The 14132-nt window shown below is 51.5% G+C and carries 20 protein-coding genes; all 20 read right to left on the bottom strand.

All coding sequences use genetic code 11. The features are described from left to right. Window position 1: 1 nt before the first annotated feature. A complete protein-coding gene (locus PUZ33_RS12445; RefSeq protein WP_252107696.1) occupies window positions 2-1573 on the bottom strand; it encodes a tape measure protein in 1572 nt (523 codons plus the stop codon). Window positions 1574-1734: 161 nt separating this feature from the next. After that, window positions 1735-2172, bottom strand: a complete 438-nt coding sequence (locus tag PUZ33_RS12440; protein WP_062676822.1) for a phage tail assembly chaperone — start codon at window positions 2170-2172, stop codon at window positions 1735-1737. A 35-nt stretch (window positions 2173-2207) separates the two neighbouring features. Then, entirely contained in the window at window positions 2208-2654 is a 447-nt protein-coding gene (locus tag PUZ33_RS12435) for a phage structural protein (protein ID WP_006809752.1), read from the bottom strand. Between the two features lie 2 nt (window positions 2655-2656). Next, on the bottom strand, window positions 2657-3997 hold the full coding sequence (locus tag PUZ33_RS12430; protein WP_252107698.1) for a DUF3383 family protein: 1341 nt from the start codon (window positions 3995-3997) through the stop codon (window positions 2657-2659). Between the two features lie 19 nt (window positions 3998-4016). Then, entirely contained in the window at window positions 4017-4556 is a 540-nt protein-coding gene (locus PUZ33_RS12425; RefSeq protein ID WP_062676807.1) for a phage neck terminator protein, read from the bottom strand. After that, entirely contained in the window at window positions 4549-4896 is a 348-nt protein-coding gene (locus tag PUZ33_RS12420; protein WP_062676806.1) for a hypothetical protein, read from the bottom strand. The genes PUZ33_RS12425 and PUZ33_RS12420 overlap by 8 nt, the downstream gene beginning before the upstream one ends. Beyond that, window positions 4893-5360, bottom strand: coding sequence for a hypothetical protein (locus tag PUZ33_RS12415; protein WP_065189108.1), 468 nt, complete (start codon window positions 5358-5360; stop codon window positions 4893-4895). Before PUZ33_RS12415 ends, PUZ33_RS12420 begins: the two co-directional genes overlap by 4 nt. Beyond that, window positions 5345-5752: a DUF4054 domain-containing protein gene (locus PUZ33_RS12410; protein WP_062676805.1), complete on the bottom strand. Its 408-nt coding sequence runs from the start codon at window positions 5750-5752 to the stop codon at window positions 5345-5347. The genes PUZ33_RS12415 and PUZ33_RS12410 overlap by 16 nt, the downstream gene beginning before the upstream one ends. Next, a complete protein-coding gene (locus PUZ33_RS12405; protein WP_047352417.1) occupies window positions 5752-5955 on the bottom strand; it encodes a hypothetical protein in 204 nt (67 codons plus the stop codon). The genes PUZ33_RS12410 and PUZ33_RS12405 overlap by 1 nt, the downstream gene beginning before the upstream one ends. A gap of 33 nt (window positions 5956-5988) precedes the next feature. Then, on the bottom strand, window positions 5989-6927 hold the full coding sequence (locus PUZ33_RS12400) for a DUF2184 domain-containing protein (protein ID WP_062676804.1): 939 nt from the start codon (window positions 6925-6927) through the stop codon (window positions 5989-5991). Window positions 6928-6936: 9 nt separating this feature from the next. Next, window positions 6937-7446 (bottom strand): structural cement protein Gp24, encoded by a 510-nt coding sequence (locus PUZ33_RS12395; protein WP_047352415.1) that lies wholly within the window; start codon window positions 7444-7446, stop codon window positions 6937-6939. Then, the gene (locus PUZ33_RS12390; RefSeq protein WP_252107700.1) at window positions 7446-8618 is read right to left on the bottom strand and encodes a DUF2213 domain-containing protein; all 1173 of its coding nucleotides are present in this window, start codon (window positions 8616-8618) and stop codon (window positions 7446-7448) included. Before PUZ33_RS12390 ends, PUZ33_RS12395 begins: the two co-directional genes overlap by 1 nt. Before the next feature lie 12 nt (window positions 8619-8630). Next, entirely contained in the window at window positions 8631-9437 is an 807-nt protein-coding gene (locus tag PUZ33_RS12385; protein WP_062676802.1) for a phage minor head protein, read from the bottom strand. Next, the gene (locus PUZ33_RS12380) at window positions 9430-10686 is read right to left on the bottom strand and encodes a phage portal protein (RefSeq protein WP_062676801.1); all 1257 of its coding nucleotides are present in this window, start codon (window positions 10684-10686) and stop codon (window positions 9430-9432) included. The genes PUZ33_RS12385 and PUZ33_RS12380 overlap by 8 nt, the downstream gene beginning before the upstream one ends. A gap of 8 nt (window positions 10687-10694) precedes the next feature. Then, complete coding sequence (terL, locus tag PUZ33_RS12375) at window positions 10695-12254, bottom strand: phage terminase large subunit (RefSeq protein WP_062676800.1); 1560 nt, start codon at window positions 12252-12254, stop codon at window positions 10695-10697. Beyond that, a complete protein-coding gene (locus PUZ33_RS12370; protein WP_062676799.1) occupies window positions 12251-12580 on the bottom strand; it encodes a hypothetical protein in 330 nt (109 codons plus the stop codon). The genes terL and PUZ33_RS12370 overlap by 4 nt, the downstream gene beginning before the upstream one ends. A gap of 66 nt (window positions 12581-12646) precedes the next feature. Further along, on the bottom strand, window positions 12647-12922 hold the full coding sequence (locus tag PUZ33_RS12365; RefSeq protein WP_106672174.1) for a hypothetical protein: 276 nt from the start codon (window positions 12920-12922) through the stop codon (window positions 12647-12649). Window positions 12923-12956: 34 nt separating this feature from the next. Next, window positions 12957-13421 carry a lysis protein gene (locus PUZ33_RS12360; RefSeq protein ID WP_235174293.1) on the bottom strand — a complete coding sequence of 155 codons (465 nt, stop codon included), beginning with the start codon at window positions 13419-13421 and terminating at the stop codon, window positions 12957-12959. Beyond that, complete coding sequence (locus tag PUZ33_RS12355) at window positions 13418-13912, bottom strand: lysozyme (RefSeq protein ID WP_252107703.1); 495 nt, start codon at window positions 13910-13912, stop codon at window positions 13418-13420. Before PUZ33_RS12355 ends, PUZ33_RS12360 begins: the two co-directional genes overlap by 4 nt. Next, the gene (locus PUZ33_RS12350; RefSeq protein ID WP_023622516.1) at window positions 13890-14114 is read right to left on the bottom strand and encodes a class II holin family protein; all 225 of its coding nucleotides are present in this window, start codon (window positions 14112-14114) and stop codon (window positions 13890-13892) included. The genes PUZ33_RS12355 and PUZ33_RS12350 overlap by 23 nt, the downstream gene beginning before the upstream one ends. Window positions 14115-14132: the final 18 nt, after the last annotated feature.

Here is a 14132-nt window from a genome sequence, read left to right as displayed (position 1 = left end):
GCTAACCTCCAGTGTTGAAGTTTAATGTGTTACCAAGCGCATTCCATCCATAGTCACTGAATGCTGACTTGGCGCTATCCTGGAGGAATTTCACCTGCTCATCAGAAGTTCCGGCAGGGACTGAGATGTTGCCTATATTGACATCTATCTTAGGACCAGTTGCTGCTGATGGCGGTGGCAATGAAAGAGATTGATAGCTCGGGAGTAGAGTATTTCCACCTTTTGCGTCCTGGTTGAAGCCTCTCACCCCTGCAAGCGTATCTGACCACATCCTGGGGATATCAAACGCACCGTTTGTTTGCGCATTTCCCCACGAAGCCCACTTCCCTAAATCCTCAACAAGCCACCCTGCCTTTTCCTTCAGCCATGGTGCAAATTTTGTTGTTCCTAACTGGTCGCCCCATTCCTGAACTTTGTCCTGACTGGAGTTGAAGAAGTTGGCTAGACTGTTAAGGACGTTGAGCGCCCACACGGCCATATCCTTCATGTCTGTAAGAGCCACTTTCAAAGAATTAATTGAATCGGTGTACTCAGAAACCGGCCCGATCATGTCTCCCAAAAGAGACTTGTTGCCATTGAGCCAGGAGTTAATATCCTCACCAACTAGGAACAGAGCAGCAAGTGCAGCTATCACCAAGAATACAGGGCTTGTGAGTGCGGTAAATGCTGCGGACAAGAGATAAACAGAACCTACAAGTCCTGCTGCGCCAAGAGCTACTCCAAGTAGTTTTACCGCATTCTCTGCGCCACCAAGAGCATCGATAACTGAGTCCAGTGCATACTCGATTTTATCAGCCATCCACAGGAACTTATTTGCCACCCATGTCACAGCTCCGCTGCTGCGGTTAAGCCTGTTGATAAACATCGACCATCTGTTATTTACAAGAACAAGCGCCTGACCAATAGTCATAGGCATTTGTTTAAACTGGTCGACGAATTGCGGGAGTACCTTAATCAACCCTTCAGCAAGCATTTTCCCAGTCACCTTGCCGGAGGAGATGAAAGCCTTAAGGTTATTGTTCGCCCCTGGAATAGCTTTACCAAGCGCTCTGAACAGGTCAGGAGCCACGTCAATAAGCGTATTCATCTCTTCCATCTGGACAGTTGGAGAACCAATTGCCTGACCAAGCTGGAAGAAAGCCTGCCCCTGAGCCACTGCTGTTGAGCCTGAAGCAGCAAGCGCTATGGAGACTGCATCGGTAAGCTGTAAAACCTGCTCCTGGTCTTTATAGAAGTCCTGAGTGGCGTTACCAGCCTTGATGTAAAATGATGCATACTCTTCAATCCCCTGCCTTGCTGCACTTGCCCTTTGAGCCACAGTGTCGAACGCTTCTGCGCCGGTAGTGATGGTCTGCGGCAGCATTCCAATGCGAGCCTCCAGAGACTGCATCTCGTCAGCGGTTTTGGCAATGTTTGAGATGGTTACAGCACCGAATACTGTAGCAAGAACGCCGCCAAGCGCATTGAATGACTGAATGGTTTTATCGACCTTTCCGTCTACCCTGTCCAGTCCTCGCCCCACACTATCTGATCCGGTAAGGCCGAGGCGGATAAGTAACTCTCTTATGACCATTTACTTCTCCATTGGCGTGTTCAGATAGTCGGTCATCTCTATGAGGGCATTAAGCTTGAGCAGGTCTTCGCATGTGATAAGGCCTGACTTCACCTCTGCAACCGTACACATATTTCTCATTATTGGACGCCACACCCATAGCTCTGCTTCAACATCTTCCCTTAGCTTTCCCGGGTCGCACTTTTCGCCAGTGACTGAACCCGATTTGCCAGCTCTTCTGGGCTTAACCCAAACAGGGTGAGAACTTTCGTAAAAAAAGGGGTGAAGTTGAGCTTCAGCACTTCCCAGCACAGCTCGAAGAAGTCGAACAGCGTGTCTACGGTGAACACAAGGTTCATTGCGTTAGGGCTGTCTATTTTCTTCTCATCAGTAACGCTGAATGTTGATGAATCTCGCAGGATAGGAATAATGACCTCCTCCAGCGTTTTCTCATCGATGCCGGCCAGTAACTGAATTGCGTTTGCATCACCGCCTGAAGACAGGCCTTTATCAAGCAGCGTTTTCAGTTTTACTAAGTGCTTTGCCGCAGCGAAGGCGTTCATTTTTGCGGCTTTAAACTCTTTGTCACCGATATGGAAGGTTGCGAATTCCTGAGACATATGGACCTCAAAAAAACCGCCCGAAGGCGGCATTGTTAAACGTTGTTACCACCGAGGGAGAATTTCAGGTCAGCGCATTCAAAGGTGTAAATGCGTTCACCAACCTCGTTAGTAGAGAAGGCCACGTCACCAAGTTGATAAAGCCACGCCTGGCCTGCTGCAATAACAGTGCGACCAGAGAAGTCAGTTACTGATACCGGATAAACTGCCTTGCCGTCCTGCGTTAATGAATCAAGGTTCATCAGTGCAGATAGTTCGTCGTTTGCCGCGGATGTCTGCAAAAGATGAAGCTCGATCTGCCCACGCTTATCGGTAACTCGCGCACGACCTACTGAGCCATCGAGACCAGCGCGTGATTCATAGAAGTTGGCGTTCTTACGAGCCGTAATGGAGTCTCCATCACTGAAGCCGGTTAATAGCAACGGGCCGATAGTGACAAACACTTCTGATCCGTCATAAGAGCCAGTTAATTCAGCAGCCATAATTAGCCCTCGTAGCTATAGGTAAGTGAGCCGGTGATTTCGACCACCTGGATTGCGCCAGCCAGAAGCGCCACAAACTCAATATAGAGAGTGCGGGTAGCTTTGATATCAGCAGATACGTCGGCTGCATTTGGGTAAGTGATACGGAAGCCAGGGATTGTGTTGCCTTCGCTGTCGCGCTCGTCAGGAGCGATTCCACCTGCCTGCTGCCCCTGAATAAGTGAACCATTCAGGTTGTTGACAATGAGGGCAATGCCGCCATTGGTGTAAGGCACCTTCTTCTGGCGGATCATCAGAGAAGCCATGTTCTTCTGAATTGTGTCTACAAGCCAGTCACGGAATCGCACAACATCAATCCATTCGCCAGATGCAACCTTGCCTTTGTTAATCAGATAGGTGTTTTCTGCGTACTGTTCGTAGGCGTTGGCGTTCTTCTGGAAGATGTAGCTCTGCTCTGTGTCGCTAAACTTGCTCGGCGTGATAGCAGACAGTGTTTTAAGTGCCCACGTTTCGCCACCGGGCGCAATGGTAAAGCATCGACCCATCCATGCCATTTCAGGATACTCAGTCGCGGCTTCCTTGTGAGCAATCAGCGCTGTACGCAGATATTGCAGATCCTGCAATTGCGATGCGATATCGTCATCAGCAGACGTCCAGATATCAGCATTATCGCTGCATGCGAAGAACAGTTTGGTCTGCGTCTCAGCCCATGCCGCTGCATCCTGAATTAGCGCGTCACCACGTTCTACCAGAGCAAAGCCGTACCAGCCCGGGTCTTCCTGCTGAATGGCGTTAAGGTCAGCTTCTAAACCATCTGCTGAGCCTGCGGTTGCGATTGACAGGTTGGTCACTGGCTTGACGATGGTTGCTGTCTCAGGAACTTTCACTGCAAGGTGCAGCCCTTCAGCATCAGCTGTGCTGGTAAACAACGCATCAACTACAGATTGTGCCGCCAGCGCTGTTTTCAGACCGGTATATACGTCTGACGCATCATCTCCACTCGCTGCGGTGTACGTTACGGTGGTGCCATTCACGCTGAATGCGAAAATGTTGCCCGTTGTGATCGTCGCGTTGGTTACTGTCAGGTCTACAGAAACTGCGTTTCGGCGACCTACCCATGCCTGATTTGGGCGCGGGGTCTGACTGAATACTGCTGAAAGCGCTTTGAGCGTCTGCGGGTCAAGTCCGTCCTGCTGCGCCGCGCTGTAGCTTGAATATTTACGGATTCGCTCACTGAATGCCGTTGTCGGCGAAACTGCAAGTGGAATGCCGAATGACGCCTTCGCGATACTCGCTGTGTCCAGCGAAATATTCACGTTGGCAATCTGGCTTAGATTTGCCATTGATGAAACTCCGTGTTGATTAGTCGGATGTGACGGCGATAGTGAGGTGTGTTTCTATTCCGCCGATGTCGCCTGTCGCATCAACGGTTTCTATGAGCCCTACGTTATCCGTGTACTTGCCGGTGTAGCGGAATGTAAGGTCTACATTCGCCATCGCTTCGAAGTTTGCTTCATCTCGCAGACCCGTAAGGTCGTTAACCTGGGCGCTGTTTGCGATAACGAATTTCTCTCTGCGCATCAGGTAGCGTGATGTTGTTTTACGGATGTTATTAATCAGATCGTCGCAATGCTCTCGTGCGCTTCCGCCGTACACATTAACCATCACCGTTCCTTCTCTAACACCGTGTGACGGCATTACTCCTTCATCATCTACTTCGCCATGCTCATCCCTGCCTACAGTCGTGCGCGTTGATACACGAAGCGTGGCATAAGGCAGAGGAAGCCGGGAGTTATTCTGATTGGCGTAAGCGAGAGGTACGGGTAATAGCTGGGACAAAACACGGTAAGCGGCAGACTCTACAGCATCAGGAACGAAGTTCGACACTGTGGTTTCAGCCATCGCGTTTCCTTACCACATAATATTTATAGTGGGGTATGATTCCGTTTTGCCATGGTTCACGGTGCTTAACTTCGTAGTTAAAACCATCAATAACGACAAGTGCAGGTTGAGTCATGGGGAAATCATCAGTAATCTGGAGCTTAGTGTCGCTGTACAGACGGCGATAATCAGTTAACCTCCTCCCTTCCTCCAGGCTCTCAATCTCCTGAGTATCTTTGATACTCTGCACGCTGAAGTAAGCGGTTGACTCCGTCATTACCCCATCAACAATCACGCCGTTAACCAACGACGAAGGCGATGGAGTAAACACCTGATAAGGCCTGCGAAACGGATTGCTCATTGTGACCTTCCGTAATCATGAATGGCGAAGGTGACTGAATTAAGCATTACGCCAGTGTCTATAAGCGGCCTTGATGAACCCTTCAACTCTATCGTAACCGGAGAGTTTGGAGTCCAGGCACCTCCAGAGATGCTCTTCTTGACGCCATCCACCATAAATACGCCAGCCGCATTCAGAAACTGAGAAAAGGTAGCTCTGCCGAGGAGAATTTGCGTTACTCCATTTGTTGCGAACCTTTCCAGCCGAGATACCGATGTGTCGAAGTATGTGCGCATGAATGGCCGCGATGGAATTGTCCTAGTGCCGAATTCGTTCCATGCTGCGTATTCAGCGGCAAGCACCCCATCATTAACCTCACCCTTCTGGATGCCGACAACTACCTCTTTGCTTCCGGTTGCCTTGATCTCTCGCCTGAACCTTTCCCATTGCCGCTTGTTGTCTGTGATTTTTACGGACACAAGCATCCCCCCACGACTCCGCGAGTCATAATCGAGAATCCTGCCCCCATTTTCTTGCGGAGCAGTTGTAGCAGGTTTCCGTATGTAGTCCCGCTGAGGTAACTGGAATCACCTGATACGTTGCCATAAGTGATTGCCAGATCACCTTCCTTGCGTGAGAGGATGCGACCAGATGATGTGGAACCGTTATCAGAGTAACCGCCAGGCGATGCCATGATATGGGCCGCCATTAGAGCCAGAGCCACGTTATATGCATCTCCGTAGTCGCCTTCACAGACAAACAGTGATGCCAGGTCGATGTAGCCCTGAACAACCTCATCAGGAACAGCCGCAAATTCAGGCGCTAGCTTGCGGAAGATTTCCAGAGGCGTAAGACCTTCAAATGCGGCAATGTTCATTACTTCTTGTCCTTCTCTTTTTTCTCTACCTGGCTGGCGGTTACGGCTTCATCTTTATCAGCGAGTCGCAACTCACCTTTAGTGATGGACGCCTGCACCGTTTTATTGTCCTTCCAGGAATCTTCAACTTCGGCAGTCTGGCCTGGTGCCAGCTTCTGGCCGGCGATGTAATACAGTCGTGCTGATGCGTTGGTAATCTTCATTGGTAATCCTTAAAAAAAAGAGGCCGAAGCCTCTTAAATGCCTTTGATGAGATGCAGAGTCAGCGGCAGGTAAACCTGTACGCCGGTAGCGCGGCTGTGGCATGGAATCTTGAACGCCAGGTTGTTAGCCTGAGGTGGCAGCTGTTCGAACGGCTGCGGGATTTCCATAGATGCGTTATCAGCGTTACGCTCCATTACCAGAGCGGCCTTAGCGCCTGCGCCATCGATGTCTTCCAGCTCGTTTACACGAATCCACTGCATACCAGGATACTGGGTGTTGAAGTAGGTCATGTAAGACGTGTTGGTGTTTGGCATCGGCTTGGACAGGATTTTAAAGGCGCTTGGCGGCAGTGCGATAACGTTAGCAGAGTGCAGGCCTTTAGTTACCGTCTCGATTGCTGATACTGCATCTTCCAGTTCACCAGATGCGATCTCGCCAGTAGTCCAGCCAGCAGAGGTGGTTACTGGAATGTTTGGATGTTCCAGAACGCCGACGATCTGATAATCATCATCGCCGTAGAACGCCAGGTCATTAACCTTCACGTCATGCGCTCGACGGGCAGCGTTAGCGAGGCGAGTTGGCAGATTCTTACCGGTTGCCTGTGAAGCTCGAATTTCCATCAGGCTGTATTCGTAGAAGTTACCCAGGCTGAACACCTTGCCAGTCTCTTCGCGATAGTTAACGCCGACATTTGGCAGATCGTCAGAGTAGTCAGCGATGATACGCGCCATACCTACTGCATCCCATACGCCGTAAGTGAACGTTTTGGCGTATGAAGGGATTTCTGATGTGACCGGGAAGAGAGTGGTCGCAGTCAGTGCAGGGTATTCGACTTCGTAAACCTTAGACTTAACGTAGTCCAGTTCACGGGCCAGAAAGATTGACTCTCCCTCATCCATTCGAATGCCGTTAGCCGCCGCGCCGTGTTCAATAGCGAACAGGTCCGCTTCGTCGTAATTCATCTGTTCCATTATTGTTCCTTATGCGGTTGGCTGCGTGGTCTGGTTGCGGATTTGAACTTCAGCCAGGTTAACTGTTGCGCCAGCGCTGTTTTTGAAAGTGGTGAACTTACCAGTAAATACCCAGCCAAGAGCCAGAGAGCCACCGGTCGCTGCTACCTTGCCAGCGTCTGCGCCAGAGGTCAGAACGTTAACGCCTGCACCCATGGTTGGTGCTGCTGATAAGGTGGTAACAGCCCAGATGCGGCCCCACGTCATTACGTTGACAGCATCACCATCTTCGTACTGGCCTGTTACGCAGCCGTAGTGGCTGAAGCGGCAGATACCCATCAGGTTTGCTGCATCGCCAGCTGCGGATACCTGCTTGACTACGCGCTTATCGTTAGCCACTGATACGCGAGCTACCACATAGCCAGGCTTGATGGCGCCTTGTGCTGCGTTGCATCCGTCTGTGATTTGATGGGTTGAATCTGAACGCATGCCAGGCATGGCGATCTGCATATCGTTATCGTAGGAAGTCTGAACAGGCATTATGCTGTCTCCTTTTTGCCGTGCAGGCGATCGAGGTATTTTTGGCGTGCTGCAGCAGAGCCTTTTGGTTCAGCAGAATCACCGCGGGTTTGGGCTTTATCCTGATTGACGATTTTTCGCTGCTGCTCCATAGGGGCTGACTCAATCGCCATGTCGAACGCGACGTTGATGTAGGTGTCGTCTTTGCCGTCGAGCTTGATGGATGGCTTCAGCTTGGCTACAACCGCTTTCTTGACGGCAATATCATCCAGGCCATCACACTTGATGCCGTGCTTCTCTGCTTTTGCTTCGAGTTCGGTGCGAGCTTTAATGGTTTTCTCTGCATCTTCGCGAGCCTGCTTCAGCTTGTTTTCAAACTCTGCTGCGTCAGCTTTCAGAGTGTCGCGCTCTGCTGTGATGGTGGAGATGGTTGTTTGCGCTTCGGACAGCTTGGTATTAGCGTCCTCTGCATCCTGTTTAAGGGCGTTGAACGCCACGACGACTTCAGGAGAAGCATCGTACTCAAGCCCGTTGTCGAGTCGCAATTTCTGCATTGTTTTACCTTTTGGTTGGTTGTCGTCATCATCTAAGGTGATTTCTTCATCACCGTCGAGATTCAGTGTTGCTACATCACCGGCCCGGGCCTTAGATACAAGGGCGAGATGATTGATGCGGATGTTTCGCTGAACGGCGTCGAATTCTTCCCAGTCAGCGCTTATGTACCCATCAGGGAACTTCTCGGACTCTTCGCCTCTGAAAACGATTCCGTGAGTTTTTCTGTTGAACCAGCCGCGACGCTCTTCAAGGTCAAGTCGATAGCCAAGGGAAAGCTGCCTTGCCCGGCCTGATTTAGCCTGAGATATTGCTTCGTCTGCATGGATGATGATGGGGACCGCAACGTTACTACCGTCCTTTCTGCCAACATCCAGCATCGTTCCTACCTGATGCTTTCTGGAGTTTCGCGAATTCACCGCGCCGGGATGTCCTAGCGTGATCGGCTTGCCTTTGAAGCTAGCCAGTGAGTCAGCGTTGAATACTTCTTCAGGTGGGCGTAATTCACGACGCACTGAGCCATCTGGGTTTCGATATAACTGGATGCCAACGCGACCTACTACCGGCACGTCTTCCAGATAGCCATCCTCGTTCACGGACGCACTTAGCTCTCCCACATCGAAGCGAGATACTGTTTTCATGTTTTGCCTTATTTATTCGCCGATATCGAAAACTGAACCATGCCAGTCGGGCTCTGCGTAACATCGACACCGAACAGGTTGCCCGGGGTGTCCGTCAGGCGGTGGATTGCTCCACTGGTAGGAATTACCTTCTCGCTCTCTGTGCTCAGGTCTCTCGCGTTCATCTAATACGCCTCGCCATTTGTATCCGGTTATTCCTGCATCGGCCTGACGCTGCTTTGTGAGCGCTGAATTGGCTTTGCCTATCTGGTCCACTGCGATCAGCTTTGCGCGTCTCTCAGTGACGCCATAGCGCTCCTGAATCTGCTTCTTGATGGTGTCAGCACTTGAGCCATTCATTACACCGCGCTGGATGATGCCTTCCATGTCCGACAGTTCGTCAGCGGGGATGGATTTAATCAGCCTGGTGTTCTCTGATACCCATAACTCCTGCATCTCTCTCAGCCATGGCTCGGCACGATAAGCATCAACGCCAAGCACGCCTGATGAGGCGGGGGACGCTGCCTGGCCGGCAATAACGGCCTGCGATGGCGGGATTTCGTAGCCAGTGCCCCCCTTCACAACCAACCGCCATTGCTTGTCGTTAAACTGGCTGGTTAGCGCGAAGAAAGACGGCAGTCGTTCAATTACTGGCTGAAAGATGCGGTTGCCTGCGTTGCGGAGATAGGCCAGCACAGCCGACATATCGTCCTGCCAGCCATCGAACCGGATATCGCCATATGCTGAGTTGATTTCTTTGTTAAACTGCCTGGTGGCCTTTACAAGCGCGTTGGTGTAGTCGCGTTCTATGCCGTAGGGATGAAGCCAGACTTTAGCCATTGCTCATCTCCGGATAGACGTAGCCTCCACGTTTTTTCAGTGTGGCGATACCTTCATCGTTGCTTACCCACCCAAGCTGCGAATAGCGCTCATCAGCCTGTGACCACTGGTTAGCCGTCTCCGCCTGCTCTTTTTCGGTTGGCACTGAGAGAGGGTTAAACTTAATCGTCCAAGTTTTATCAGTGGTGAGGAAGTTGACCACCTTTTCAATCGCAGGTCTCGCCTCATCCTTCTGCTTGCGTCCAATCAGTTGCTTCCATGACTCAGGAACGGTGGTTTTATCCGCTCCCTGACCTGATGGCGTTTTGGTGAACAGGATTTGCTCATCGATGCCGGTCAGCGCTGATATTCGTAACTGCTTCCGGTCCTGTACATCGACTACGCCCTCCAGAGAGCCGTTAAGCAGCTCGTACTTCTCCGTGTTCGCGTCCACGCCGATGGTATTGCCGTTGCTGCGAGTCATGTCGACCATATTGAGACGAGCCTGAACAGCATCGCGTCCTTCACCATCTTTGCACAGGTCAGCCAGGTCAGCGGCAGACCAGACGCCCTGCTGTTTACGCTCAAGCAGGCTTGTAGCGTGTGCGTGGCTCATGCCGTAATCAGTCAGCGCCTGATAAACACCCTGCAAGCATGAAGCGCCCCACCCCTGATTCTGATGACGAATCTGGTTAGGCAGTCGCTCTCCGTCGAACACATGGCATCTGCTGGCGTGAACGTAGTAAGGCGTTCCTGAGATAGGGTTAATCTGGTACTGAGTGATTTCTCCGTATGTCGCGCTTTCAGGGTTGGTATCGCGCAGGAAAGGCTGCACCTGATAGCGGTCATAAACACGGACAAACTCAAGTTCACCCTCGCCTATTGGTGACTGAAGGTCTCCGCCATCATTAACGCCGAATAGCATCAACGAGCCGCCATATAAGCGAGCCCATGCCACCGCATCCGTAAACTGCTGAGTGAGGTTGAGCTCATCCCAGCGAGACTTAATCTCAGGCTCATTGTTTGCGCCGTCTACGGTGAAGCCAGCACGAAACATTTCGTCGGCTACTACGTCAATGATGCGACGCCCTAATCCGTCGCCGAGATATATGCTGTCGAGCGTTGCTCTGGTAAGCAGGTGCGCTGTGCGGATGCGGCTGTATGCTGACCTGTCGCCACCTGTACCGATGTTCATGAACACGTTTTGGTAGCTGTCCATGTTCATCTTCTTGTCGATTTTCTTTTGCTGCCTGTTGTTGCGTTTAGCCATGTGAGTTCTCAGCTTGCAAGCGCCTTGAGTCTGCGTAGGGCATCACTGCCAAGGAGTAATTCCTCAGTCACGGCGTCAATAAGGTTATCCACGATGTCGTCGTGGTCGTGAGTGTCGTCGTAGGTGAAAGCACTGTGCTCAGCGATAAACTCTGAGGAGAAGGAAGCTTCAGCAGGAAGATAAACACGCTGCGCCTTGACCACTGGCAAAACGTCCATCGCCCGGGTAACTTTGTCTTTGTTTCGCTGAAGAGCGGTTATCTTGATTGGAAGCTTTTTCTCAAGGTTCTGAATAAGAGCCGTGCCACTGGATTTATCTTCAACGTAAATTTTTCTCAGCGTTCCGGCTTCCCGATTCTTACGCCACGCCTGAGAGATAAACGCTTTGAAGTTTGTTTCTAGCTCTGGCGCTTTCCACTTGCCGCGCTCCATGTGGATTAGATAGAGGTCGTCTTTGTAAACGCCCCACTCGCACAGTACTGACCAGTCGTTATGGTTAGCCGTCTTCTGCGCTGTATCTGCGGTAGTGAAGCGGTATTCGAAGCGTTCAGGCTCCGGTTTATCTCCGTCAGGTCCGTATGTCTGCCACCATGAACCATCAAACACGTTGCCGCCTAGCTTGATAGGCTTCTGCATGCCCTGAGACATGAAGGTGTATTCGTCCGTGTCCCACTGGCGACAAAGGTCGCCTACATATTCGTTGGCAGGCCAGTATGACCAGTAGCCTCGCATCTTCTCGCTGTCTTTGACGTCATTCCAGCAATGCTCCTGAAGCCATTCTGGTAAAGAATCGATATAGGCTTCATCAATGAGCGCAGGAATGATGACGTGCTCAAAGTCGATACCCATTGCACCGGACAGCATGAATGCACTGCTGTCGTCTGTGTGCAGCCGCTGCTGAATGGCGACGATTGGTGTCGGGTTCTCTTTTGACTTATTGGCACGACGAGAGCGGATGGTGTTGGTTAATGTCTGCTGTGCCTTTTTGCGCTTAACCTCTGAGAAAACATCAAGAGGCTTGTCGAAGTCATCAAGGTTTATCCAACCTGAAAAGCCTGGCATCTGATAACCGCCACGCGATCCGGTAATCTGACCGCTTGCTGCGCGGCTTACTACTTCGGCTTTAACCTTTCCGTCATCGTTCAGCAGCTGCCATTCGTCAGCCTGATTAACACCAAGCGAATGAGGCCATAGTGTCTGAAACTCAGCGGAGGTGATGATTTCACGGCTTCTGCGGCTGTTGCGCTTTGTCAGGGTGTCGCTGAAGGAAATATTGAGGTTCCTGACCTTCTGGCAGTTCAGCATTGTCCACACTGGCGCATGGATGCTTAACATCTCTGTTTTCCCACTGCCTGGAGGAACGTTGAAGACCACATTACGGCGTTTGCCGGCAACGATATCTTCAATCACCTGCGCAATGTATCGGTGATGCCAGTTAACTGACCACTTCTCACCCTGCAACAACTGAAAAAATATGCGGTTAAAGGCCAGAAATGAGCGCTCGGACAGGACTTTGATGGCTTGGCGTTCTGCTTCGCTCAAATCTTCCCATTCGAGTATTTGGCTCATAGTTTGCTCAATATGCTGTTAAGCGCCTTTTCGTCTACAGCTACGTTATGGTTGTGCTCAATTGGCCCGCCACCGCTACCTGAATGTTCCATAGGCTGAGTGGCTTTACCGTAGGCGCGATCCATTATTTCTTTTGCTGCTGATACCTTTGCTGCGGCAGGTGCTTCGTCGTCACGTAGTATTTTCACTAACGCGTTAACCGCTTCCTCGCCGTAGGTCTGGGCAATAATTTTGACGTCTGCGGTCACCTTGTTTGGTGTTCCTTTTTGGCGGCCACCAGTCTTTGGGGTTCCTGCTGGCCTACCTGGTTGCTTCTTAGTAGGCATTTCTATGTCCTTCTAAAATAGAAATTGTCATTATCGAAGCCCCTCGGTGAAGAGCTTCTGTAATGCCTACAGCAGTGGGCTGCATAGCGCGCCGGTATTGCGAGGGTGGCACCCAAAGACGTTAATCTTCTCTCGAACGCTTTCGCTGCACATTCGCTCTACGATTCGCCAATCAGCCTTTTCAGGTGCGGTTTTCACAGCGACTGCGGAAATGACTCGCTCCACCACTCGGCGCAGTGAGAATGTCGTGCGACTGATGATGTCGCTGGTTAGCGAAAGGGACGCGATAAACGCCCAGCAACCAGAAAGGAAAGTTGAGATGCGCGGGTAAAACTTAGCCATGTATTACTCCTGTTTGTTGGTTTTCAGCGCCCTGCTATTTGAGACACTGCTCTTTGATGTAGTCCTGCATGCCGCGAATCATCTTGTCAGCGGTTGCTATTCCGTCTCGGTGATCGAAATAATTCCGTCGAGCGTCTGGAGTAAGTTCGGGGGCTCCTGCATCATCCACGCCGGTGGCGGAGGTGGCTTTGGACACTCCAGGGCAGGTTGCGGCGACGCGCAGCCGTTTAGCGCCAGAATCGACAGCCCGACGCAAATCGTTAATGGTTTTTTTCGCATCGGACAATTCCTTCGTGTATTTGGCATCCAGTGCAGCGACATCACGCTGCCGGGCCTGCATATCTTTGATGGTGTCGTTAGCCAGACGGAGGTTCTTGGTGGCTTTATCGCGCTGGTCTTTGTAGGTGATGGCGTTGTCGCGGTAGTGGTTAATCGCCCAGGCCATGGAAACGAGCAGGCAGATAACGACAGCACAGATGATTGCGGTTAATCGGCTCATTTCTGGCCCCACTCGCATACTTCACGTTCAATCTCGCGCCGGGTGATCAGACCCTTCCACTGCTTGCCACCGGCATATGTCCAGCGCTGCAGTTCTTTGCATGCCCCCGGCACGTCTCCGGCGTTCAGCTTCTTCAGCAGCGTCGAGCTGGCAAAAGCACCAGAGCCAACGTTGTAGGTAAAGGAGTAAAGCGCTGCGCGGGTAGGCTCAGGGATACGAACCTTGATCAGCGGGTCGATAGCATTTGCCACCTTTCGCAGATCTGCCTTCAGCAGGTTGTCGCACTCTTTGTCGGTGTAGCGGTGACCGCGGCGAATGTCGGCACCGGTGTGCCCATCGCAAACAGTCCAGACGCCGACCACATCCTGATAGGCGTAATAACGCCGCCCTTCCAGCCCATCCGCATTGGCCAGCATTACTGCAGCAATGGTGATTGCTCCGGATCCTCCAACGATGGCACCCACCAGCTTATTCCTCAACGTTGGGTTCATCTCGGCTCCTGCTGCGTCGGTTGTCTTCGCGGATCTTGAAATAGAGATTTGTCAGATACGTCAGTACGGCAATGATTATACCCACCAGCACGCCGATAGCGTTCCACTGCTCGGGGCTGTAGGCATTAAGCATGCCGTTTAGGATGCTCCCGGCTGAAGCGCCATAGGCAGCACCAGTGGTTATTTTTTCCATGCGATACATGCTCTCACCTCGCGTTGT

Origin of the sequence: Enterobacter cloacae complex sp. 2022EL-00981 (genome assembly GCF_028737495.1) — a bacterium.
In the GTDB taxonomy this organism is placed as follows: domain Bacteria; phylum Pseudomonadota; class Gammaproteobacteria; order Enterobacterales; family Enterobacteriaceae; genus Enterobacter; species Enterobacter cloacae.
This window is presented reverse-complemented; position numbering and strand designations above follow the sequence as displayed.